Below are 22,434 nucleotides of genomic sequence, written 5' to 3' on the forward strand. Positions count from 1 at the left end.
CAGAATATAAATCTAGTTTTTAAAAATATTCATAGTTTGATAATTTACAAAATTGTCTTTTTATCAGCACGATTCACCACATAGTTGATGTGATAACAATCACTAAAACAGATACCATCCGCCACATTATTATTTTTATAAAGGCGAGTCTTAAGTGAAAGAATCTCGAAATACGTTAAATTCTAGTGAATTAAACACAACAACCTCTTGGTCAAAACATGACACACATTGGGTACTTAGCCTATTCGGGACCGCCGTTGGTGCCGGTATTTTGTTTCTGCCAATCAACTTGGGCATCGGTGGGTTTTGGCCACTAGTCGCAATGGCGTTTTTGGCATTTCCAATGACTTACCTCGCCCATCGCGGTTTAGCGCGCTTTGTATTGTCTTCTAAGATCAAAAATGCCGACTTTACCGATGTGGTTGAAGAACACTTTGGCGCAAAAGCGGGACGTTCAATCTCTCTGCTTTATTTCCTATCGATTTTTCCTATCCTGTTAATTTACGGCGTGGGCATCACCAATACTGTAGACAGCTTTATGGTGAACCAAGCGGGAATGGAAGCCTTACCACGCGAGCTACTTTCGGGCGTATTAGTGTTCGCTTTGATTGCCATTATGATGGCGGGCGAAAAAGTGATGCTGCGCGCGTTTGCCGTTATGGTGTACCCACTTGTTGCGATTCTCGCTTTCCTCTCATTCTACTTAATGCCGAACTGGACAATGCCCGTGCTTGATACACCGGACATGGGTGCGTTTGCGAGCACAATGTGGTTAGCCGTTCCTGTTGTGATTTTCTCGTTTAGCCATGCAGCAGCGATCTCTAGCTTTGCCAATGTTCAGCGCCGACACTACGGCGATGATGCCGATGCAAAAGCCGAACTGATTTTACGTCGCACGAGCATCATGCTTATCGCATTCGTGCTATTGTTTGTTTTCTCGTGCGTATTAGCACTATCGCCAGAGCAACTTGCACAGGCAAAAGCGCAAAACGTATCCGTACTCTCTTACCTTGCAAACGCAACGGATAACCCGTTCATCGCAACACTTGGTCCTTTGGTGGCGTTTGTCGCGATCACTTCTTCTTTCCTTGGTCATTTCTTAGGCGCACGTGAAAGCTTGAACGGCTTAATCACAAAGCACTCAAATTTGTCTGAAACACGTGTTGATCGTATTAGCGTAGTGGTTCTTTTCTTGTCAATTTGGGCTGCAGCAATCATGAACCCAAGTATTTTAGGCATGATGGAAGCGTTATCTGGGCCAGTTATCGCAATGATCTTGTTCATTATGCCGATGTTGGCGGTACATAAGATTGAGTCGATGAAGCAGTATCGTGGAAAGCTCTCTACCTATTTTGTTCTGATCACAGGTATTGTTGCGGTAAGTGCTTTGGTTTTTAGCTTACTCAGCTAAGAAGGGGTTACTTTGAGTGATTTTCAGGGGAATACCGTTTACAACTGAAGGTAATTCCCTGAATTTTGCTTTTGTTTTCTAAAACGTAATCTAGCTTACGTCACTCCACTAAATAAGAGCGAAAACACCCGCCAACATTACTACTGAGGCGATACAAGTGCGAGCAATGATGCCGAAGTGCGACGGTTGAATCATTTCGTTATGCATAAATAATCTCCTGTTTGTTATGAACAGCCAATTTACTTTGGCTTAATAACACTATGTCGAATATCCATTTTTTTAACAACCCATACAAACATTAAATATTTATGACACCAAAATCATCTTTTGGAGATCGGAATTACTTTTGGGAGCAGTATCACACATAATTCACATGGAAATATCTTCATCGATTATCGCTATTTCTCAGTCAAAACCTCCGGTTCCCTTATATTGCGATTAAAATTATTTCCCAACTTATAAAAAGCACTTTTCTTTATAAATCAAAAAATTAAATCAAATCAATCAATTATACTCGCCTTAAAATCCCTTATTCTTGGGGAATCCATAAGCACTTAATAGATAAGAAGTGATAGACTTAGCAAGTACTGCTACTTAACGAGATCACAATTTATTAATAAGCTCATGCACTTTCCGATTAAAACGCTGTCTTGCGCTCTATTAGCGGTGATTGGACTCTTCTTCCAGACTGGTTATGTCTTCGCCAATACAGATAAACATATCTATCTCGAAGAACACATTTCGCCCGAAAGCCAACCCATGTTGAGTACCTACTTCCGTTCTATGGGTAAGCCTCGCTCAATCAAAGAAAATGTGCTCACGGTTCCGCAAGATGCTTCGCCCGAAACGCTCGCCCTCTACTATTTTGCTCGTATTTATTTAGAACGCTATGAAGGTGTTCCCCTACCTGACGACATGCCAGATTTGATCGAGTTTGGTCGAAAACACAATATGCCTTGGGTTGTCGCAGAAGCAAAATTGAACAAAGCGATTCGAATGATTGAGTTGGATGACGATTGGCACGCAGAGCTTTTGCTCCACGATGTAATTGGGGAGTCTCGTGATATTGGCTATCTGGCGCTGCAAGGCCGCGCTTATCGCTGGATGGGAAATTTAGAAATTGCGCGTAACCAAATCCACAACGGATTAAAACATTATCGTACCGCCTACGAGTTACTTGAAAATACAGTGTTTGAGATTCAAGTTGCGATGACGCTTAACAACATCGGTACTGTCTATTTAGACTCCTCCGATTGGAATCGCGCAAGCAACTATCTAAAACAAGCACTCGATGTATATGAGAGCAGCGAATATGAGTACGACAACAGTTTCTTTATTGGCGTAATCTATGCCAACTTAAGCATTGTTCATCTTGGCTTAGGAGACAGTGAGAAAGCCGAATACTACTTCCATGAGGCGATTCGACGCTCAATGCAAACAGGGTCGGATGTCATTAAACATCATTCATTGTCCAACTTTTCTCAAATGCTAAGTAGCATCGGTAAAACAGACGATGCCCTACTGCTCGCACAACGCTGTGTTGAGTTACCTAACCCAGACGGCATCGAAATCATTAAGATGCCATGCCATGAAGCGTTTGCCGAAGCGTATCTCGCCGACAAGCAATACGACAAAGCGATTCGAACCGCTCTCCTCGTCCTAGAACAAACCAAATCAACCAATGAGCTTGAGCTAAAACAGCGTATCGATATGTTGTCGGTTTTGGTCAACGCCAACCAAGTGCTGCAAAATTATGAAGCCGCCTTCCGCTATTTGTCTCAGTTGAGAGCACTTGAAGAAGAATTTTCTGAGCACATTCACGGCGAAGAAATGATCAACATTAAGTTTGATCTTGAAGCGAAACTGGCTCAGAAAGAATTGAATTTGCTTGAGACGAAAAACGCACTTCAAGCCTCTGAGTTGCGCTCGCAACGTTATCGCGAAATGTTCTACTTTATCGCTATTGCAGCCATTGGTGTGGTGGGTTTCCGTTATGTTTTGCGAGTCAAAAAGATCAATAAAGCACTGACGCAAGAAAGTACTACAGATCTTTTGACTGGCCTTCACAATCGCCGCTATTTAGAAGTCTGGTTAGAGAAGATGGCCCGCCGCACTCCAGATAGAACCTTCGCGCTTGCGGTTCTTGATGTCGACCATTTCAAAGCGTTTAACGACACTTATGGTCACGACATCGGCGACCAAATGTTGATGCACATTGCCTCTATCTTCAACGAATCTACTCGTTCAGGTGACCTGCTGATTCGCTGGGGCGGTGAAGAATTTGTGTTGCTGGTGGAGGTGAACGATCCAAATGATTGTGCGAAATCGCTAGAGCGTTTGAGACATGTCATTGAAAATACGCCATTAATCATTGACTCTAAGCCAATAAACGCCACAATTTCGCTTGGTGCGGTCGACCGGTTATCAGCCCAAACCATCAAACAAGAGTGGGACCAATGGTTCTTCTTGGCCGACCAAGCGTTATATGACGCAAAACAAGCGGGCAGAAACCAATTTAAGATTCACTCGACGTCTTAATGGCGTCCACGAGTAAATAGATACTTCCATGAAGAAAAAATTAATATTCGCCTTGCTTTCTCCTGTTGTTTTATCCGCTTGTAGTAATCAACAAGCGTCGCAAATGGGCATGCGTAGCAGCAGTGTGAACATGTATGCTCAACAAATGAGCAATACTCAACTTTGTGAGACGCTGTATTACAATCGTTCAACGAACCAAACCAAAGTCGCGATTGGTGCAGAATTCAACCGCCGTGGACTCAATAAAAAATGGTGCGATAACGAATTGAATAAGTGGTATTTGGAGAAGTTTGTCGATAGCGTGCTACCAAAGAAAAAGCCAGCACCGCGCAAACCGATGGCAACCATTCAGCCGGCCTCCACCAAATAGTAACTGTAGTAGCTATCACCTCTCTCCAGCTAACAGATGAGATAGAAAGCAGAAAGTCCTTACCAACTTTCTGCTTTTTTACAGCTAACAATGATCAAGATCAGCCAAAACCTTCCTTTACTTCAGTGAGTTAACATCAATTTACGCAGTCCGTCGAAAAAACAACGTAAACAATTTGTAAACAGTTTGCGTCCTCATTCTTTGCCGCTAGTTTTATTCATTCCTGTTTAAAGGAGTATCGAACAGGGACAAAAATTCCAAACAAAGACATGAGGTCACAAATGGAAACACGCTTTACTCGCCTATTTGCCGCTATGTTGGCTGTGGGCCTTGCACCTGCCGTCTCGGCGTTTGATCCGCTCTATTCAGAACAATGGCATCTCGACAACACTGGCCAAACTGCATTCGCAGCAAACCCTGCTGTTGCGGGTAATGACTTAAACACCAAACTTACGCAAGCCATGGGCATTGCCGGTATTGGCGTTAAAGTTGCGGTCATTGATTCTGGTGTGCAGATCGATCACCCAGACCTTGCAGGCAACGTAGTCACAGGTAGCAGAAACTTCGTTGAAGACTCTTTATTCCCATCCAGTTATCCCGTCGACACTAACGGCCACGGTACTGCCGTTGCTGGTTTGATTAGTGCGGTAGGTAACAATGGTGAAGGTGGACGCGGCGTTGCTTCTCGCTCTTCGCTTGTTGGTTTTAACTGGCTTGCAAACCAAACATTAGAAGGTTGGTTAATTTCTCACGGTATGGACCCAGCGACGCGAGATGTACGCGTATTTAACCAAAGCTATGGCTTTAGTCCGATCAACCCAATCGCGTTTGATGAGAATGACCCAGAGTTCAAGCTTGAAATGGATGTCATGCAGAACGTCAGCGAAACGAACGCTTGGGGCCGCGGTGCACTGTTTGTCAAGTCTGCGGGGAATGGTTACCGCTATTTCAACACTGGACGATTCTTCGTTCTTCCTAGCGATTTCTTCGCGGGAGGAGGAAACCAAGGTTTACCGATGCACAACTCGGCGCAATCTTACGACAACTCAAGCTACTTCAACCTTGTCACCAGCGCGCTACGCGCAGATGGCACCCGAGCAAGTTACTCTTCTGTTGGCGCTAACGTGTGGGTTGCCGCGCCAGCAGGGGAATACGGGCAAGACTTCCCTGCGATGGTCACCACTGACCTGATGGGATGTGAAGAAGGACAAAACACCAGTGACGGCCTTGGTATTAATGGTCTACACGGTGGTACAGAGCTTGACCCAAACTGTAATTACACCAGCACCATGAACGGCACATCATCGGCTGCGCCGAACACTTCTGGTGCAATCGCCGCTATCATGTCAACCAACCACGCTTTATCTGCCCGTGATGTTCGTGCGTTGCTAGCAGAAACCGCACGCGTTACCGATGCCGAACATCCGGGTGTTCAACTTGAATTTACCAATGATAAAGGCGAGTTGGTGAGCTACGAAGCAATCTCACCTTGGCAGAAAAACGCGGCTGGCGTGAACTTCCATACCTTCTATGGTTTTGGTGCCGTTGATTTGGATGAAGCGATGAAACGCGCTCGCATGACAAACAATGTTCTGCCAGCGCAAATCATCACACCGTGGGCAAACAATGCAACAGAAGTCAGTGTGCCAGATGCAAGCCTTGCTGGTGGTTCGTCAAACATCGCAATTACTGACGACATTACCGTTGAGTCTGTACAGGTGCAGCTGACGCTAGAGCACTCGCGTCTACCTGATTTGGCAATCGAGCTTGTTTCCCCATCAGGCACTCGCTCCGTATTGCAAACACCACGTAACGGCCTTATTGGGCAGTCTCTTGATCCAAACATTACGGGTTACGAAAACCAACTGATGTTGTCTAACCAATTCTACGGCGAGAATGCCAAGGGTGAATGGACACTGAGAGCTATCGATACAAACGGTGATGAAGTCTTCTCATTTATCGCTTACTTCAACTCATCCGCTATCTATGATGTACCGATGGCGAACAACGCAAAGCCAGGAGTTATCAAAAACTGGTCTATGCGTATCTTTGGCCACTAAGGAGTCAATCACATGAAATATCAGACATTTTCTATTTTGGCTCTTTCACTAATAGCCAACGCAGCCTATGCCGAAACGCAGTTGTCGCAACAACCAAATCCCGAGTTGTTTGTTCCTTCTGATGCGGTTGAGGTGAATGGTGAAGCGTATCGTAAAGTGCAAACGAACACGGTGAGCAATCTCTCTGAAGCGGTTAAACTGCAAGCCGGTGACGAGGTGTTTAAGAACGCGTTTGGCAATGTGTCTAAAGCGACGGGACTTATCTACATCACCGTAAACAACGCCGCTGATGCCAAAGCAGTAGCAAAAGAGTTAAAGCTAGACGTTGTGTTTGCAAATGGTGAATCTGCGGTGCTAAAAGCTTCTGAAGGACAAGACTTGCTTAGCATCAGCGATTACTTGAATGCTGACAGTCGCGTCAAAGCGTCTAAAATTGAACTAAACAGCGGTAAATACCGTGCACAATAATTCTCTAGCAAGAGAAGTTGGCTTCTAAAACAATGCCTCAGCAATTGCTGAGGCATTTTCTTTGTTCTTTCGTTTACAGAGTAACTTCTAACTTATCTTCGGCTAAAAAACATCTCTTATTGAAGATAACCAATCAACTTGTTTGCGATATCGGTATTGTTCTGAGAGCCAACGAATGCTTGTGACCCCTTACCATAAGCAAACACCTGAACATCCACCGCGGTATGTCCTTTTGTCGTCCAACCTGTAAGGCTTTGATCGTTGATGATTGACTTTACGGCTTGATAAAGCGCTTTCGCGGGCTCTTCACTCTTCTTCGCGTCAATGAGGAGCTCAAATTGCACATCTGATAGCACCCAATCTACTGATTCTGACCACACTTGTTTGATGTCTGAACCCTTTGCAAGTGACGTTGCTAATGGCCACGCCGTTTGATGCACGCCTTTGATCACATCCGTTTTCCAGTCGTATTGACCATTTGCGCCGATAGTTAAACCTCCCGTGGAGTGATCGGCGGTGACAACGAGCAAAGTGTCAGGATGAGCATCAACATACGCCTTGGCTAAAGCAATCGACTTAGCAAAATCATCCATTTCTGCCATCGCGCATGCTATGTCATTCGCATGACCGCACCAGTCGATTTGGCTTCCTTCGATCATAACGAAAAAGCCATGCTCTGAGCGCGACAATAACGACAGCGCCTTGTTCGTCATCTTCTCGAGTCGGTTGGGATTCTCATCCAAAGCAAACGGAAATGCTTTGTCGGCAAACAACCCAATCGCAGGCAATGTTTGCAACGAAGGCAAGGTATCAAAATCCGTTAGGTATTGATAACCCTGCGTTTTAAATTCTTCAATCAGGTTTCTGTCTTCACGCTCAAAGTATCGAACACCTCCACCAAGTAACAGATCGACGGGCAGCTTTCCATTTACTTTGTTATCCAAGTAGTCGTCTGCTATCTGATCATAATTACGACGAGATTCGTTGTGCGCGGCAAAGCTTGCGGGCGTCGCGTGGTTAATTTGCGAAGTCGCCACCAAAGCGGTTGTCATGCCCTGCTCTTTCGCTACTTCCAACATCGTTTTAACTGGCTTTTTATGGGTATCGACAGCGACGGCGCCATTGTAACTCTTTATACCACTGCTTAAGGCCGTCGCGCCTGCTGCACTGTCAGTGACATAAGTATCATCATCGGGATAGGTGTGAGCCATGCCAACCAGTATCGAGTCAAAGACTGTAGGCTCAATCTGTTTAGTTTCTGGGTTATCTTGATAATAACGGTAGGCGGTTGTGTAGGCAGGGCCCATTCCATCACCGATCATATAAATAATATTTTTCGGTGTTTCATTGGCGTGAACAAACCCGGCCAGTAAACTGGCCGCAAGTAAAGAGTATCTGATTGTCATATTTCATCCATGAAAAAGTGACTGCGAGTATAAGCCGTCACTTTAATTACTGTTTTGCTTACAAGTATTCATCAATACTATCATTCAGTTAGGATGAAACCGCGTGTTACATCATGGTTTTGCAACCCAAATCATTTCTTAAATAGGATCACTTCTGTACGTAGGCCAGCTTTAGGTGTCTCATTCGGGTTATTCAAGTAGCACTCAATCCCCAAAGGCTTGCTCTTCACTTTTATGCCGTTTTGGCGTGTCAAATTCATCCCTAACGACCACGCATTGCCCAAAAACTGGTAGTCACCTTTGTGCTCAATCACAAAAGTTTCACACGCTGGAATCGTGCCAAACACAAAACCATTTGGTACCTCTACCATTTCACTCACGGGCAAGCAGGTTACAAATTCAAAATGACCGAGCTTCATGTCCATTGAAAGGTAATAGCAGAACAGTTCGCCGTTGACGGGCAGACTTTCTTTCTGCATCAGTTCGTATAGACTTTGAGTTTGCTTTTTCATGATTGGACCAAGCTCAGGAATTGTGCCTGAACCTTGCAAACCAACGTAATGAATCAAATCTTGATGACGAGTGCCGATTTCGCTCAACTGCGACAATATTTGCCCAGTTTCTAACTGGCTTTTTAGCATCTTGAGTCCACGATCGTAATCCATTTCAACCATGGATTTGAACATCGTTTTCAGAAAAAACAGATACCAAGGAACACGAGACTGCATTTGCCACTCTACGGTACAACCATCTTGTGACGGCGTCACGATGAGCGTCACCTTGCCGTGGCTTTTGATGGGGCGAAAAAAATGCAGCTCCATGTCTAAACGATGTTCTTGTGTGCTTTCCAGAACAACCGCCCCCGTTCCAATTCGTTGCCCATTCCATTGGTAACCAGCACCAACGTGGCCTTGATTGTCACTGTAAGTCAGCTCGCAGCTTGGCTCCAAAATGATCCAAGGAGACCACTCAGGCCAGTTTTTAAAATCCTTTAGATAATCGATGATCTCACTTTGAGATTTGTTGATTTCAATACTTTTGCTGACCTGATAAGCAAGCATAGCCATTCCTTAAGTTTCTGTTTCGCTCTACTTATTCTAAATCAAATCCCAGTTTTTTCTTGTTTCACTATGAGTTAGAGGTAAAAAGTGAGACAAAAAAGCCAGAACGTTAACTCTGGCTTCATTGGCAGATTTGGACGTTAAGAAACAAACGTCACTTTCGCGCTAAATCGGACGCCATCATCGTTTAATTCAAACGGCCACCCCATCCGTTCACAAATGCGTTGCACAATCACTAAGCCGCAACCATAACCCGCATTATACGTTTCGTTCCCGTCATGACGATTGGTGATAATCAGCGTGTTTTGCTGTAGATCGATCTCGATGTCTCCAACGCTATAACTGAATGCATTTTTGATTAAATTGTTGATGACTATCGTCACGAAGCTTGCTGGCGCATACACTTCGCCGCTATTTTGTTCGTTAAGCTGATAATGCGCATCTTGCTTTGCAAACAACGGAGCAAGCTCTTCCAATTGCTGGTGTAAACAAACTAAAAGCGTTTGTTCGCCAAAGTGCTGCGGCTCAATTTTCTCTTTGCCTAACAACAAAAACGCCTCGGTCAAAACGCGCATGTCTTCACACGCAGCTTGCATTCGCGCAATCGCTTTTTGTGCCACCCTTGGCTGGTCAGGCACTCGAGATAAAATGTCTGTTGAGCCTGCGATCACCATAATAGGCGTGCGAAGCTCATGGGAGGCAAAGCGACTAAACTCTTGTTCGCGGCGGAAATAGCCCGCGATGTCGTTCTTACTGTCTAACAACGTCTGCTCAATATGGCGCGTTTCACTGAACTTCGTTTCCACTTCAAATGCAGGCTGGTCGGGTGGCATCTGGCTGATTTTTGACTCGATTTTAGCGAGCGGTCGAGACAAAATTTTCACCATATAAATACCGTAACCAAGCATAATCAAGGAAAACAACCCGCCCAATAACAGAGTGAACTGGTGCAATGAGCTTTCATATTCATCCAGATAATCGTCCGAGTCATCTTGGAAGACGATGTACATCAAACCTTCGCCAGAAGGATGATCAAACACCACAAAGTGCTTATCCTCTTCGCCCAACAAGTATTCATAAAAGCCTGGAGATTTGAACGCGAGCAACCAACTTGGCGTCGGTGCTTTACTCCAATAGGAGTTAAATTCCAACTTGTTTGGTAACGGGGCCTTCCAACCCTGCTTTTGAAAATTTTCGGTGTAGAGCGCCGCTTCTGTATCGAGCCAGTGATGAAGGCTCAATACCTCAAGTTTGTTTTCTGCGACATAAATCAGTGACCAAAACAGCGTAAACATGACGAACGTCATCACGCCAAAACCCCAGCGAATCTTGCGATAAATACTTGGGTATTCGTTATGCTTTAAGTCGGTAGCCTTGTCCATGAATAGTCTCTAATCGTGATTCTTCAAAACCTTTATCGAGCGCAGTTCTCAAACCATAAATATGACTGCGTAATGCATCACTACTAGGTGGTTCGTCACCCCAAACACTTTCGATCACTTCCGTTCGTGATACTGACGCAGGCGCGTACTTCAAGAGCAACTTTAAGATTTTGGTTTGGATGCGACTTAGCTTGATCTCTTTACCATCGCGCGTGACTTTACCAGTGCGCGCATCTAAACAGATATCAGCGAACGTCAGCGTACCAATGTCTTGGCGTGGACCACGACTAGCTAAAGCATGAATGCGTAAGCTGAGCTCTTGCATCGCAAACGGCTTCATTAAGTAGTCATCCCCACCCGCTTTAAATGCCGCTATTTTGTCATCTAATGTGTCTTTTGCGGTTAGAAAAAGAATGGGCGTTCCGCAAAACTGTTCCTGACGCAGCTTTTGTACGGTACTGATGCCATCGAGTTTTGGCATCATGATATCCATAATGATCACGTCGTAATGGTTATCTTCCAACAACGCCAGCGCAGCCTCTCCGTGATACGCGCAATCTATCGTCATACCTTCGAGTTCTAGGTAGTCAGCAATGGTCTCGGAAACATTGTGGTTATCATCAACAATTAAAATTTTCATACGACTCACATTTCTTCACGATCTCTTCACGGTATGCCTCATAAGATACCGCCAAATTCCTAAACTAGCTCGTAAATTGAGGTTAATACAATGAAAAAACTGGCTCTTATTTCTGTCGTAGGTTTGGCATTGTCTGGTTGTGGTGGTTCTGGCAGCGACAATAACGACAGCTCATCAACACTCCCAGCAGCAAAACCAAGTGCGGCTATTGGGTCTGTTGAATCTGTAGATGCTAAAGAAAGCACATTAACCGTCAATGGATATACTTACCGCGTTTCAAAGGTGGTTTACGGTACAACTCCATTAGCGTTAGCTGTTGTGCAACCAAATATGATGGTAAAAGTGGATGAAAACATCCAAAAAACAACAGATGCGCATGCCGTTGTGTCACTAGAACCAACCATTACTGGTCGAGTGACTGCCATTGATTACGCAAAGAAAACCTTCTCCGTAAATGGTGTAGAACTGCAGTTTGATGGCTTAAGTAACGAGATCGATTTAGGTGATTGGGTGATGGTGTCTTCACTTCCAACTGCTGATGCTGGCTACAAAGTCTTATCTGTGGTGGAAATTGACGTTGACCACTACCCAAGCATAGGCGACATGTACGAAATTGAAGGCCGAATCGCAAGCATTGATGCAAACCAAAGCACCTTCAAACTGGGCGCAAACATCACCGTGTCTTACCACAGTGTGGACCAACTAAAAGTAGGTCAATGGGTAGAAGCGGAAGGCAAAATGGAGGGGGATATTTTTGTCGCCTCTGACGTCGAAATAGAAGGCTATGACAACCTAGAAAACGACAGCGATGTAGAAGGCATCGTCACTTGGGTTGCGAACGATTACAGCGAGTTTTCACTAAACTACCGCGGTGCGTTCTTTGTTGATAACGCAACTCGATTCGAAGACGGTAGCAAAATGAGTTTAAAACAAGGCCAAGAAGTCGACGTTTCTTCTGTCTTGAGAAATGGCAAACGCATTGCCACCGTCGTTGAGTTTGAAGCGCCAGATTTTGATGACAACCATCAATGGCAAGGCAAAGAATTTGAATGTGAAGGTTATGTGTCAAATTACGATGCGAATGCAAGAACATTTGAAATCGAACGTTGTGAGAATGATGCTGATCAACGGCTAAATAACAAATTAGTGGTTATCGATGCGCAAACTCAATTCCAAGGCATTGAAGAACTTAACTTGAATGGTGCTCGTGTCGAAGTCGATGGTGTGATCATCAATAATCAAAACGTCGCTCGCGAAATCGAGCGAGAAGGCTACGACGACTAAACTAGGTCTACCACCACGTTTAAACAAAGCCCAATAAAAGTGTCACTTCGGTGGCACTTTTTCTTACTTTGCATCCCTAGATTAAACCAGCAAATTCTCAGCCAAACTCTTTTCCCTCAATTACACTTTACCTATGTTTCACAACATCGGTGACTACCATGAAAAAACGTAACCTCGCTCTGCTTATCTTGCTTTTTGGTTCAACCACCAGCTTAGCTAGCGTGATGGACCCCGACTGCGATGCAGAAAAAGCAGCCAAAGCCGCAGCAACAAAAGCCGTGGTTGGTGTTGGCGGTCGCTGTACGCCTAAAGAAGCATTGAAAGATACCGCAGTTGATGCAGGAAAAGACAAACTGCCGGATGAAGGGATGGCAGGCAAAGCAGTTGATGCGATGACACCAGAAAAAGAGAAGAAAACGGTGAAAGACGTGACCAAAAAGCTCAATAAAGATTAAGGCTTAAGCGATTAAGTTTAAGCGTGGAAGATAAATTGCGGAAACAGAAAAGAGCGCCCATCGACGCTCTTTAAATATTTACTGAGTCTAGACCATTAAGCGGCTTCAGCTTGACCAATCCAATGGTAATGGTGGTTGGCTTTTTTACCCACCAGCCCAAGCTCTGCCAGCTCTTCGAAGACTTTGTCTACCTCTTCCGCAGAAAGTCTAAATTGCTTCGCTACCGCTTTTTTCGTACACGTGATTTGATGAGTTTTAAGGGCATCGCTCACCTGTTCTAGCAGTGTTTTTGGCTCTTCCGGTTCTTCAACTTTTTGCTCAATGGCGGGTTCATCTTCATCCTTAATGTGTGGTAGATAACCCGCTGGCTCTGGGTCAATATCGCGAATTGATGCCACGGTCATGCCTGCGTAGCGACGGTAATAGTGACGGAAACGTTGCTCTTCACCAATCAAACCAACAAAAAACGCCGCAAAGAAATCGAGCAGGATGGATAAGAACACCACCAGCCATAACTGAGCTTGTTGCGATGTCGTACCGAACGCATTTGCAAGGCTATCGATCAGACCGATGACCGAGCCTTGCGTTACCGGAGGCAGGCTGTCTCGCTCCATCGCCAATCTCTGCTGTTCTTCACGCAGGGTTTTGTTTTGCTCTTGAATTCGCGTCACCCCCGTTGCGATGCGCTCCATTTCGATGTACTTCTGCGCCGCTATGTTGTTCAGCTCGATCTGTTTATCGATAGACGCAATCTGGCGGTTAAACGCTTCGATTTTTGCTTGCTCGACAGAAATATGGCTTTGTGCGCTGTTAGTCGCGCTGTTGATGCCGCCGATACTACCGCCAATAGAGATAGCGGCAAGCACAGAGTAAAACACCAAGGCCGTAATTGCCCCACCGTAATTTCTGTGGGCGCGACGCTCGCCGTATTCATACCACGCATAAAATTTGCCAGCTTCAAAGATGATGGCCAAACCACCAAACAGCGCCTGCATCATTGGGTTGTCGTCAATTGATAAAAATAGCAATAGAGAAAAAATCGTCGACGCTAAAATAGCGGCGCCTGTGAATGTATAAACACTCACCATCGCGAATCGACCTTTAGGGTATCGAAATTCGATCTGTTGTTCGTATTTCATTGGAGAAATTTCTTAAGATGACGCCTCTCTTGCCACAGCAAGAAACGCTCAGGAATACACAAAGGAGCGAGAGAATACCGTATCCTTTATTAAATTACTGTCATAATTCCGTTAACGTAAAACAAGTGCAGAATCAGTGTTCAGTTTGATCCTTTATCCCTCAAATTTTGCACACTAACTCGCCAGTCAATTTTCGCTATCGCCCGTCGTTAATAGCCTTGGGTTCACGACTCACCTGGTTTTTCCTTTTGCACATTTTCGCGCGGTGGGTAATGCACACAAACAAAACACACTTGCATCACTTTTTGGAAATCTTTCAGTTACATTTTTAGGGTTATTTGTTAGTATCCTGCGCCGAATCAGCCAGATACCAAATCGTATGGAAACCACTCAAATACAACCTAGGAAACAACGCGTCGCCGCTCTTGCGGTTATTTTCGCGGTACTGTTTCAGCTGTATTTGGCCTCCACTGCGGCGCTCAATCCCACGCAAGTGCACAATAAAAGCTGGCTTAACAAAGTTCAGAATGAAAAGGTGTTGCTCTGTACCGCTGAAGGTTTTAAGTGGGTCGACATCAATACACTCATCGCTGCAAACGCTCAACCGTCTTCCGAATTTATTGATAACTTGAAGCTACACGACGGTTTCCAGTTTGAATGTCCACTGCTGCAAGCCGTGCAATTTTTCTTGCTTGTCGCGGTTGGGCTTTATCTTGCCACCATTCAGTGGTTACGCCGCGTTAAACACGCGCTCACGCCCTACCATTTTGCTCAATGCGGCAGATTGGTTTACCAGCATATCGCACCAAAGCAATCCCCTCCTTGTGTTTTTCCTGCCTAATGGTTCTTTAAGAACCCAGGCTAACAATAATAACAACTATCCCATTGAGCATTTACTCGGGAAGTCATTCTATTTAAAAGGAAAATACACATGCTTAAACAAATGAAAATCGCCACTTTGTCACTTATCGCTCTCATTGCTAGCCCTATGAGCCTTGCTCACGATTACGAAACCGGAAAAATTCACATCGATCATCCTTGGAGTCGTGAAGCGCCGCCAAATGCTCCTGTTATTGGCGGATTCTTTCAGCTGACCAACCATGGGGATACGGAAGACGCGTTGATCGCAGCAGAAAGCCCAATCGCTGGCCGCGTGGAGATCCACACTCACGCGAACGAAGACGGTGTAATGAAGATGATAAAAATCGATGAAGTGCGTGTAGCGGCACACGAAACCGTGGTATTTAAGCCAGGCAGCTTCCACTTAATGATCTTCAACCCAACGCAAACATTGCAAGAAGGCGATCGCTTCCCAATGACGCTGACGTTCAAAAACGCAGGCAAAATCGATGTTGAAATGGCGGTGGAAAAGAAAGGTCATATGGAAAAACACATGCACCACTAAGTCCCTTTCATTCCATACAAAAGAGCCCGGTCATACTGCCGGGCTCTTTTATTAGAAAAAGGTTCTATTTAGCGCGTGACATCAGTAACTCGCTCAGAACTAAAGATCACTTAAAGCAAACGTCCGCCCAGCGTGCCAAGCCTGCGGTTACCGAACCAAAATAGTTACCGCTGACGACAGGAATATTTGGCAACACGGTTTGTACCGCGTCACGTAAAATCGGCGAACGAGCGGAACCACCAGTCATAAAGATCGCATCCGGTTTTACGCCTGCTTGCTCAACAGCTTCTGTTACCAGCGCCGTCATCTTATTCTTTGGTGATTCAATCGCTTCAATCATCTCATCGCGCTGAACGTCCACTTTAATCAGCTCCGACAATAAGTTGATGCCAGTACGGTAAGCCGTTTGATCAGAGAGTGCCACCTTCGCTTCTTCTGCACGGCGGACAATGTTGTAGCCTAATGATTCGTGATAAACCTCTAGCAAGCGCGCTAGTTTTTCTGGCTCTTGTGCCTGTTTCTTCAACAATTTTAACGCCGCTAAATTCTCACGTGAGTAGAAGTCGTTTTGCGCTTCAACGTTATTGATAGCAATCGGATTCCAAAACTGAGTCGTCGGCATCACAATGCCCGACTCCATCTTGCTTTCCATCCCAAACGGGAACATCAACTGTTTGAAAGCCAACGCGATATCCAGATCGTTACCGCCGACACGCTGACCACTGTGAGCCAACAAACTTGCCGTTCTGTCTGCTTTTCCTCGCCAAGATGGCCCCATCTGAATCAAAGAACAGTCGGTTGTACCACCACCGATATCCACCACCAAAATCAGTTTGTCTTCGCTAAGCGTCGCCTCGTATTCTAATCCAGCGGCGACGGGCTCAAACTGAAATTCGATATTTTGAAAACCGGCACGTTTGGCAGCGCGAAGCAAAATATTCTCCGCTTGAATGTTCGCCGTTTCTCCACCACGACCATGAAAGTTGATTGGGCGACCAATCACCGCATCCGTAATGCTTTGCTGAGCATGGTTTTCTGCCTGAGCTTTGATGTTGTCCATCATGGCGCAAACCAGATCTTCAAAGAAGCTCAGCTGAACATCACGCAAGCCAGATGCACCAAGAAACGACTTTGGTGACTTCACGTAATAGATATCGCGTGGGTCTTCTAAATAGCGGTTCAACGCTGCCTGACCAAACGCGATGTCTTCTGGCTCCAGCTCGATGCTCTCTTCTCGGTTCAAGTTGATTGCGCGGCGCAGTACCTGCTCTCCAACTTGATCAAACGGTTTGATGTCACGGTGACGAAACAAATGCTCAGACACAGACTCACGAGTCGGAGCTGCTAGGGTGGAAGGAATGAACGGGCTATCCCCTTCAAGATTTAGCAAAACAGGCTTGCCTGATTCCATTTTTGCCACTGAACAGTTTGCAGTGCCATAGTCAAAGCCAATATACATGAGTCCTCCCACTGACGAAAAAAAGGTCGGCAATGCTAACTCAATGGCACATGAATTACTACTTAAACGGTAGAGCGATTCTCGCTTATTCGCTTTCGGACGTTTCTTTTTTTATGGCAGGTAACACGACGGCTAACAATAACGCTAATAAAAGAAAAGCAGGCGTGAGTTTCAATCCTTGCCAAATTGAGTACGTGTCGTGAAACAGCCAAAAAATTCCTATCGTTAACAAGTAAGCAAAATAGCTGCTGAACACTAAACTCATGGCGACAAAACGCGTGCGATTGATGATGAGGATTCGCACTAAATATTGGCTGAGTAAACTCGCGCAGTGCATCGCCAATTGCCAGTTAATGATAAAAAAAGCCAGAGAAACAAATCCAGCTACCAGCATGGCGTCGTGCGTACTAACAATAAAGTAGCTGCCGAAACGGCTCATCATAACAGGATAATTGCCTTCGTAGACGATGGACCAAGAGATCGCATTCGCCACTGCAATATAATTGGCAAAATAGGCAATAGCATAGAAAGTTGTGCGGGAACTAAAAGGTTGAAATACATCCGCACAATAGCCCCGCCATTCTTCTTGATTAGCGGTGGGGCCAACCCAATTGCGTTTGTGGTCTGGGAGTCGCTCGGCAAATGCAGGGCCATTTCGAAACAGTAGCCAGAAAATATACAGCGCCAATGCAATCAACAGTATCGTCAACATACTCCCCCCTTAGAAATGTCTGTGCCACTGCCGTTGCTATTGAGGTCGTAAACTGCACTTCCCTAATTGTCATCGTCATCGCTAACGTCACACATCGTTTAACGCGTATTTAAGCCTTTCTAAGCGATTAGAATTGCGATGATTTTTCTATCTTATATGTTTACTCAGCGAGTAATGTTCGTTTTAAAAACGAGCACGCTAACGGTTTTAAACGTGCGAAGGCACACCTTTAGGTCTAGCACACTACGGGACGGATTGCAGGGAAGGAAATAGGAAGAGAGGGAACGCGCCCAAATGATATCGACGTCATACGTCTATGCCATTTGGGCAAAAATCGTTAATTTTCTAGCTTTTCTTCGAAAACACCTAGTTCGCGACCTAACCAAATCGCGCTCTCTGTGTGATCACGCAGTTCTCGTTCGCTGACCGGGTGTATAAGCACAGAAAAATCCCCACGAATGGTATCTAACCAAGCCAAAAACTCTTCACTGATCGACTCAAGGTGCATTTCAAACATCGGCATCTTGTGCGGGCCGACTAATCTGTCGACCAATGGATACACGCGCAACACATCTTGACGCTCTTGGCGGATGATCTCATTCAGAGCTTGTGCTTTTTCCAATTGTTGCAAAGGAAAGTAAACGTGAACGTGGTACATAACTTCTCCAATCTGAATTCTAAGTGTTGCACTCCCCCGTCGTTCAAAGCCTGTGTAGCCATCTAAACACTTAGCCACACTAGGTTCGAATTAACGCCGCTTAGGCACGTTGGAATCCAAACTTCTTCAATTGACTGCCACCCTACCTTGATTCCGTCTGATTGGGAAGAAGTTATCTTTCTGCAACAAATAAATCTACGACACTCAAATACTTTAGCTTTGTTTGTCAAATTTCACAGCCCAATTTTGTTGCATTTTTGTAACAAATGAAAGTGGTTAAATTCAGATTTTGAAATGAATAATATAAAAAACCAGTATTTTACTCTGCAAAAATGGGGTGTAAGCAAAACTTTACTGATGGGTTAAAGTCGAATTAAAGCACAATTTAACATTTTGTTTACACTTACTGTATCTGGTTATACCAAGATTGAATCAGAGGGTTGGGCCAAGTGAATAGCAGTCAACACGAGGTCTTGCGTTTTAAAACAATGTGTTTTTCAAACAAGCAGCGGTGTGAGAGACCAATCGTTTAAGGGACAAATAGATGCCTCAAACGCTCGATGACATTCGCAACCCTAGGTATGGCCTTTTGCGCTGATATCAAAGACTGAGTACCCATACAGACTTTGGTTTAATAATGAACAGCTGCAGTCCAAAAGACCCGCAGCGTCAAAAGGAGCTTGAGATGAACGTTCAGGCGTTACCCATGCATCGGTTTATCGACCATGATGGGAACCTAGTCGGCCAACTACCCAACTGGGCTGACATTGAAACTTTGGTCGGGTTTTACCGCGACATGGTATTAACTCGCACCTACGATCAGAAAGCCGTTGCGTTGCAACGAACAGGTAAGCTAGGTACCTACCCTTCACACCTTGGCTCAGAAGCCATTGGTATAGCGGTAGGACGGGCATTAAAAACCGATGACGTCTTCGTCCCTTATTATCGCGATATGCCTGCGATGTGGTGTCGTGGCATTGGTATGGAAAAAAATCTTCAATATTGGGGCGGCGATGAGCGCGGCAGTGACTTCGCGCCAGAAGGCAGCCCTATCCCAAGCCGAGACTTGCCATTTTGTGTCCCAATCGCAACACAATGTACACATGCGGTCGGCGTTGCTTCTGCGTTGAAAATTCAAGGCAACCACGAAGCGGCACTGGTCATGTGTGGCGACGGTGGGACATCCAAAGGAGATTTTCTCGAATCCATCAACTGCGCAGGAACATGGAACATTCCGTTGGTTTTTGTGGTGAATAACAACCAGTGGGCGATTTCTGTACCACGCAGTTTGCAATGCGCGGCGGAGTTTCTTTCTGAAAAAGCAAAAGGTGCTGGCATTCCAGGGATTACCGTCGATGGCAACGACGTTGTTGCTATGTACGACGCCACCATGAACGCATTAGAGCGAGCACGAAAAGGCAAAGGGGCGACACTGATCGAAGCGGTAAGTTATCGCCTAAGTGACCACACCACCGCCGACGATGCGACGCGTTATCGTAATGCAGATGACGTGCAAACCGCATGGCAATTCGAGCCCGTGAGCCGACTAAAAACCTTTTTGATCAATCAAGGTGCTTGGAGCGATGAACAAGAGCAACAATGGCAAAGCGACTGCAAGGAACAAGTCGAGCTCGCGGTTGAACGCTACTTAAACTTGCCTCAACAAGCGCCTGAAACCGGATTCGATTACCTCTACGAATCGCTTCCTCAAGAGCTTCACGCTCAACGCGATGAATTGATCAATAAAGCAATGCGAATGCAAGGAGGTAAACATGGCTGAACTTACGTTAGTTGAAGCAGTAAACCTCGCTCTGCATCATGAAATGGAACACGATCCAAACGTCGTCGTACTTGGCGAAGACGTGGGCGATAACGGCGGCGTATTCCGCGCAACCGTCGGGCTCAAACAAAAGTATGGACTAAAACGCGTCATCGATACTCCGCTTGCAGAAGCCTTAATCGGCGGCGTTGCAGTGGGCATGGCAACTCAAGGTTTACGCCCTGTTGCAGAATTTCAGTTCCAAGGTTTCGTCTTCCCGGCTATGGAGCACCTAATGTGTCACGCGGCCAGAATGCGTAACCGTACTCGTGGACGCCTCACTTGTCCGGCTGTATTCCGCGCGCCTTTTGGTGGCGGCATTCACGCGCCGGAACACCACTCAGAAAGCATTGAAGCACTGTTTGCACATACCGCAGGCTTTAAAGTGGTGATTCCATCTTCCCCTCAGCGTGCTTACGGTTTGCTGCTTGCTGCCATTCGCAGTAACGATCCAGTGATGTTCTTTGAACCCAAACGCATCTATCGCACCGTTAAATCCGAAGTGATTGATAACGGGGAAGCATTGCCGTTAGACACTTGTTTTACGCTGCGCAAAGGTCGAGATATTACGCTCGTGACATGGGGAGCATGTGTTGTTGAATCTCTCCAAGCTGCGCAAACCCTATCAAGCCAAGGGATCGAAGTCGAAGTCATTGATCTGGCAAGTATTAAGCCGATTGATACCGCGACGATTTTCCGTTCACTAGAGAAAACCGGACGCCTGCTGGTTGTACATGAAGCCAGTAAAACGTGTGGTGTGGGTTCTGAGCTGCTGGCTCGAACCGCCGAGCACGCGATGTGCTTGCTAAAAGCGCCACCTAAACGAGTCACAGGTATGGATACCATTATGCCTTATTACCGTAACGAAGATTATTTCATGGTTCAGGAAGAAGACATTGTGATCGCAGCGCGCGAGCTCGTGGAGGATTGGAAATGAAGACGTTTAACTTACCCGATCTCGGCGAAGGTCTCGCTGAGTCAGAAATTGTAAAATGGCATGTCAATGTGGGTGACATGGTCAAACTAGACCAAGTGATCCTCACTGTTGAGACGGCGAAAGCAACCGTAGACGTTCCTGCTCCGTACACAGGCAGAATTGTCAGCCGCCATGGTGAAGAAGGCGACGTGATTAATATTGGCGCCCTACTTCTAGAAATCGACGAAAGTGGCGCAGAAAACACTGTCTCTGCGGAAAAACGACAAACCGCCGATGCCGCAACCGTTGTTGGCACCGTATCTCACCAATCTCATAATGTAAATGTTGACGATTTTTGGGTGGGCGGCAGCCACAACAAATCGGCAGACAAACTCATCACCGCTTTACCTTCCGCGCGTTTGCTAGCGAAAAAGCTAGGCGTAGATTTGAAAACGATGGTCGGTAGCGGACCAAGCGGTTTGATCGTCGATGCCGATGTTTACGAAGAAGCAGGCAAACAAGTTCCTGGCACTGAAGTGCTCAAAGGAGCGCGCCGTACGATGGTCTCGACCATGGCAGAATCGCATCAAAACGTCGCAGCGGTGACCATTACCGAAGAAGCGTTATTGGAAGATTGGTTGCCAAACGAGGACATCAGCATTCGTCTGGTACAAGCTATCGTTTACGCTTGTCAACAAGAGCCAGCTCTCAACGCTTGGTTCGATGCCGAAACCATGACGCGCTGTGTTCATCCTACCGTCAATCTTGGTGTAGCGGTGGATAGCCGTCACGGACTGTATGTCCCCGTGCTTCGCCACGCGGATGAGTATGAACCGCAAGACGTTCGTCGCTGGCTCGATCAAACCGTCAAAGGCATCCGAGACAGAAAGATCAGCCGAGAAGACTTACAACACGCAACCATTACTTTATCCAACTTTGGGGCCATTGGCGGCATTTTCGCAACACCAGTGGTTTCGCCACCGCAAGTCGCGATTGTCGGTGCAGGACGAATTGTGGACCGGGTCGTGATCCGTAACGGTCAAGCCGTGGCCGTAAAAGCGATGCCGCTGTCCATTACCTTTGACCACAGAGCTTGTACCGGCGGTGAAGCCGCGCGCTTTACCAAGGTGCTTGCAGAACATCTGCAAAGGCCAAGTGTAACTAAGTCATAACGACATAAGGCTTCCTAAATGGAAGCCTTTTTTCTGCTTTACGCGCTAATTCAAACCCACCAACCGAACAGATACAATC

General features: G+C 45.9%; 20 protein-coding genes. 12 read left to right on the forward strand and 8 right to left on the reverse strand.

Annotation, left to right across the window (positions count from 1 at the left end; genetic code table 11):
* Positions 1–154: 154 nt before the first annotated feature.
* From ACF8OV_RS21915 to ACF8OV_RS21935, 5 genes are all read left to right on the forward strand, one after another.
* Positions 155–1,411: an aromatic amino acid transport family protein gene (locus ACF8OV_RS21915; RefSeq protein WP_005499076.1), complete on the forward strand. Its 1,257-nt coding sequence runs from the start codon at positions 155–157 to the stop codon at positions 1,409–1,411.
* 624 nt (positions 1,412–2,035) lie between these two features.
* Positions 2,036–3,949 (forward strand): diguanylate cyclase, encoded by a 1,914-nt coding sequence (locus ACF8OV_RS21920; protein WP_020837968.1) that lies wholly within the window; start codon positions 2,036–2,038, stop codon positions 3,947–3,949.
* A gap of 28 nt (positions 3,950–3,977) precedes the next feature.
* Entirely contained in the window at positions 3,978–4,319 is a 342-nt protein-coding gene (locus ACF8OV_RS21925; protein ID WP_005463744.1) for a hypothetical protein, read from the forward strand.
* A 281-nt stretch (positions 4,320–4,600) separates the two neighbouring features.
* Positions 4,601–6,379 (forward strand): S8 family peptidase, encoded by a 1,779-nt coding sequence (locus ACF8OV_RS21930; RefSeq protein WP_025520271.1) that lies wholly within the window; start codon positions 4,601–4,603, stop codon positions 6,377–6,379.
* Between the two features lie 12 nt (positions 6,380–6,391).
* Entirely contained in the window at positions 6,392–6,847 is a 456-nt protein-coding gene (locus ACF8OV_RS21935; protein ID WP_021452271.1) for a hypothetical protein, read from the forward strand.
* 116 nt (positions 6,848–6,963) lie between these two features.
* Here the strand turns inward: ACF8OV_RS21935 and ACF8OV_RS21940 are convergent, their stop codons facing one another.
* From ACF8OV_RS21940 to ACF8OV_RS21955, 4 genes are all read right to left on the reverse strand, one after another.
* Positions 6,964–8,253, reverse strand: a complete 1,290-nt coding sequence (locus tag ACF8OV_RS21940; RefSeq protein ID WP_025556602.1) for an alkaline phosphatase — start codon at positions 8,251–8,253, stop codon at positions 6,964–6,966.
* Positions 8,254–8,384: 131 nt separating this feature from the next.
* Positions 8,385–9,314: an SRPBCC family protein gene (locus tag ACF8OV_RS21945; protein ID WP_025556604.1), complete on the reverse strand. Its 930-nt coding sequence runs from the start codon at positions 9,312–9,314 to the stop codon at positions 8,385–8,387.
* Positions 9,315–9,454: 140 nt separating this feature from the next.
* Positions 9,455–10,696, reverse strand: coding sequence for a HAMP domain-containing sensor histidine kinase (locus tag ACF8OV_RS21950; RefSeq protein WP_025546859.1), 1,242 nt, complete (start codon positions 10,694–10,696; stop codon positions 9,455–9,457).
* On the reverse strand, positions 10,668–11,336 hold the full coding sequence (locus ACF8OV_RS21955) for a response regulator transcription factor (protein WP_005463721.1): 669 nt from the start codon (positions 11,334–11,336) through the stop codon (positions 10,668–10,670). Before ACF8OV_RS21955 ends, ACF8OV_RS21950 begins: the two co-directional genes overlap by 29 nt.
* A gap of 90 nt (positions 11,337–11,426) precedes the next feature.
* Here ACF8OV_RS21955 and ACF8OV_RS21960 point away from each other — a divergent pair, with 90 nt between their 5' ends.
* Positions 11,427–12,620 carry a DUF5666 domain-containing protein gene (locus ACF8OV_RS21960; protein ID WP_193271648.1) on the forward strand — a complete coding sequence of 398 codons (1,194 nt, stop codon included), beginning with the start codon at positions 11,427–11,429 and terminating at the stop codon, positions 12,618–12,620.
* Positions 12,621–12,778: 158 nt separating this feature from the next.
* The gene (locus tag ACF8OV_RS21965; RefSeq protein ID WP_020842237.1) at positions 12,779–13,075 is read left to right on the forward strand and encodes a hypothetical protein; all 297 of its coding nucleotides are present in this window, start codon (positions 12,779–12,781) and stop codon (positions 13,073–13,075) included.
* A gap of 95 nt (positions 13,076–13,170) precedes the next feature.
* Here ACF8OV_RS21965 and ACF8OV_RS21970 read toward each other — a convergent pair whose 3' ends face one another.
* Entirely contained in the window at positions 13,171–14,214 is a 1,044-nt protein-coding gene (locus tag ACF8OV_RS21970) for a hypothetical protein (RefSeq protein WP_029823395.1), read from the reverse strand.
* 379 nt (positions 14,215–14,593) lie between these two features.
* On the opposite strand from ACF8OV_RS21970, the gene ACF8OV_RS21975 reads away from it, so the two are divergent.
* Both ACF8OV_RS21975 and ACF8OV_RS21980 read left to right on the forward strand, forming a co-directional pair.
* Positions 14,594–15,055, forward strand: coding sequence for a hypothetical protein (locus ACF8OV_RS21975; RefSeq protein WP_029817003.1), 462 nt, complete (start codon positions 14,594–14,596; stop codon positions 15,053–15,055).
* A 90-nt stretch (positions 15,056–15,145) separates the two neighbouring features.
* Positions 15,146–15,619, forward strand: coding sequence for a copper chaperone PCu(A)C (locus ACF8OV_RS21980; RefSeq protein WP_005455763.1), 474 nt, complete (start codon positions 15,146–15,148; stop codon positions 15,617–15,619).
* Positions 15,620–15,725: 106 nt separating this feature from the next.
* On the opposite strand, the gene yegD is transcribed toward ACF8OV_RS21980, so the two are convergent.
* The 3 genes from yegD to ACF8OV_RS21995 all read right to left on the reverse strand — a co-directional run bounded on the left by yegD (position 15,726) and on the right by ACF8OV_RS21995 (position 18,448).
* Positions 15,726–17,078, reverse strand: coding sequence for a molecular chaperone (gene yegD / locus ACF8OV_RS21985; protein WP_203504078.1), 1,353 nt, complete (start codon positions 17,076–17,078; stop codon positions 15,726–15,728).
* 85 nt (positions 17,079–17,163) lie between these two features.
* Positions 17,164–17,790: a hypothetical protein gene (locus ACF8OV_RS21990; RefSeq protein ID WP_005455765.1), complete on the reverse strand. Its 627-nt coding sequence runs from the start codon at positions 17,788–17,790 to the stop codon at positions 17,164–17,166.
* A gap of 337 nt (positions 17,791–18,127) precedes the next feature.
* Entirely contained in the window at positions 18,128–18,448 is a 321-nt protein-coding gene (locus ACF8OV_RS21995) for a DOPA 4,5-dioxygenase family protein (RefSeq protein WP_005455725.1), read from the reverse strand.
* A gap of 685 nt (positions 18,449–19,133) precedes the next feature.
* Between ACF8OV_RS21995 and pdhA the strand changes: the two genes are divergently transcribed.
* The 3 genes from pdhA to ACF8OV_RS22010 are packed head-to-tail and all read left to right on the forward strand — an operon-like array spanning position 19,134 to position 22,355.
* Positions 19,134–20,228 carry a pyruvate dehydrogenase (acetyl-transferring) E1 component subunit alpha gene (gene pdhA, locus ACF8OV_RS22000; protein ID WP_015313094.1) on the forward strand — a complete coding sequence of 365 codons (1,095 nt, stop codon included), beginning with the start codon at positions 19,134–19,136 and terminating at the stop codon, positions 20,226–20,228.
* Positions 20,221–21,204: an alpha-ketoacid dehydrogenase subunit beta gene (locus ACF8OV_RS22005; RefSeq protein WP_005455773.1), complete on the forward strand. Its 984-nt coding sequence runs from the start codon at positions 20,221–20,223 to the stop codon at positions 21,202–21,204. Before pdhA ends, ACF8OV_RS22005 begins: the two co-directional genes overlap by 8 nt.
* Positions 21,201–22,355 (forward strand): dihydrolipoamide acetyltransferase family protein, encoded by a 1,155-nt coding sequence (locus tag ACF8OV_RS22010; RefSeq protein WP_025539751.1) that lies wholly within the window; start codon positions 21,201–21,203, stop codon positions 22,353–22,355. Before ACF8OV_RS22005 ends, ACF8OV_RS22010 begins: the two co-directional genes overlap by 4 nt.
* Positions 22,356–22,434: the final 79 nt, after the last annotated feature.

This window comes from Vibrio sp. GLN_1 (assembly GCF_043106015.1).
Lineage (GTDB): Bacteria > Pseudomonadota > Gammaproteobacteria > Enterobacterales > Vibrionaceae > Vibrio > Vibrio parahaemolyticus.

Excerpts from the sequence above, each read along its gene's own strand:
- ACF8OV_RS22005 (WP_005455773.1), top strand. The coding sequence starts at position 20,221 with ATGGCTGAACTTACGTTAGTTGAAGCAGTAAACCTCGCTCTGCATCAT.
- yegD (WP_203504078.1), bottom strand. The coding sequence starts at position 17,078 with ATGTATATTGGCTTTGACTATGGCACTGCAAACTGTTCAGTGGCAAAA.
- ACF8OV_RS22010 (WP_025539751.1), top strand. The coding sequence starts at position 21,201 with ATGAAGACGTTTAACTTACCCGATCTCGGCGAAGGTCTCGCTGAGTCA.
- ACF8OV_RS21955 (WP_005463721.1), bottom strand. The coding sequence starts at position 11,336 with ATGAAAATTTTAATTGTTGATGATAACCACAATGTTTCCGAGACCATT.
- ACF8OV_RS21920 (WP_020837968.1), top strand. The coding sequence starts at position 2,036 with ATGCACTTTCCGATTAAAACGCTGTCTTGCGCTCTATTAGCGGTGATT.
- ACF8OV_RS21995 (WP_005455725.1), bottom strand. The coding sequence starts at position 18,448 with ATGTACCACGTTCACGTTTACTTTCCTTTGCAACAATTGGAAAAAGCA.
- ACF8OV_RS21940 (WP_025556602.1), bottom strand. The coding sequence starts at position 8,253 with ATGACAATCAGATACTCTTTACTTGCGGCCAGTTTACTGGCCGGGTTT.
- ACF8OV_RS21990 (WP_005455765.1), bottom strand. The coding sequence starts at position 17,790 with ATGTTGACGATACTGTTGATTGCATTGGCGCTGTATATTTTCTGGCTA.
- ACF8OV_RS21930 (WP_025520271.1), top strand. The coding sequence starts at position 4,601 with ATGGAAACACGCTTTACTCGCCTATTTGCCGCTATGTTGGCTGTGGGC.
- ACF8OV_RS21980 (WP_005455763.1), top strand. The coding sequence starts at position 15,146 with ATGCTTAAACAAATGAAAATCGCCACTTTGTCACTTATCGCTCTCATT.
- ACF8OV_RS21950 (WP_025546859.1), bottom strand. The coding sequence starts at position 10,696 with ATGGACAAGGCTACCGACTTAAAGCATAACGAATACCCAAGTATTTAT.
- ACF8OV_RS21970 (WP_029823395.1), bottom strand. The coding sequence starts at position 14,214 with ATGAAATACGAACAACAGATCGAATTTCGATACCCTAAAGGTCGATTC.
- ACF8OV_RS21975 (WP_029817003.1), top strand. The coding sequence starts at position 14,594 with ATGGAAACCACTCAAATACAACCTAGGAAACAACGCGTCGCCGCTCTT.
- ACF8OV_RS21945 (WP_025556604.1), bottom strand. The coding sequence starts at position 9,314 with ATGCTTGCTTATCAGGTCAGCAAAAGTATTGAAATCAACAAATCTCAA.
- ACF8OV_RS21935 (WP_021452271.1), top strand. The coding sequence starts at position 6,392 with ATGAAATATCAGACATTTTCTATTTTGGCTCTTTCACTAATAGCCAAC.
- ACF8OV_RS21925 (WP_005463744.1), top strand. The coding sequence starts at position 3,978 with ATGAAGAAAAAATTAATATTCGCCTTGCTTTCTCCTGTTGTTTTATCC.
- ACF8OV_RS21965 (WP_020842237.1), top strand. The coding sequence starts at position 12,779 with ATGAAAAAACGTAACCTCGCTCTGCTTATCTTGCTTTTTGGTTCAACC.
- pdhA (WP_015313094.1), top strand. The coding sequence starts at position 19,134 with ATGAACGTTCAGGCGTTACCCATGCATCGGTTTATCGACCATGATGGG.
- ACF8OV_RS21960 (WP_193271648.1), top strand. The coding sequence starts at position 11,427 with ATGAAAAAACTGGCTCTTATTTCTGTCGTAGGTTTGGCATTGTCTGGT.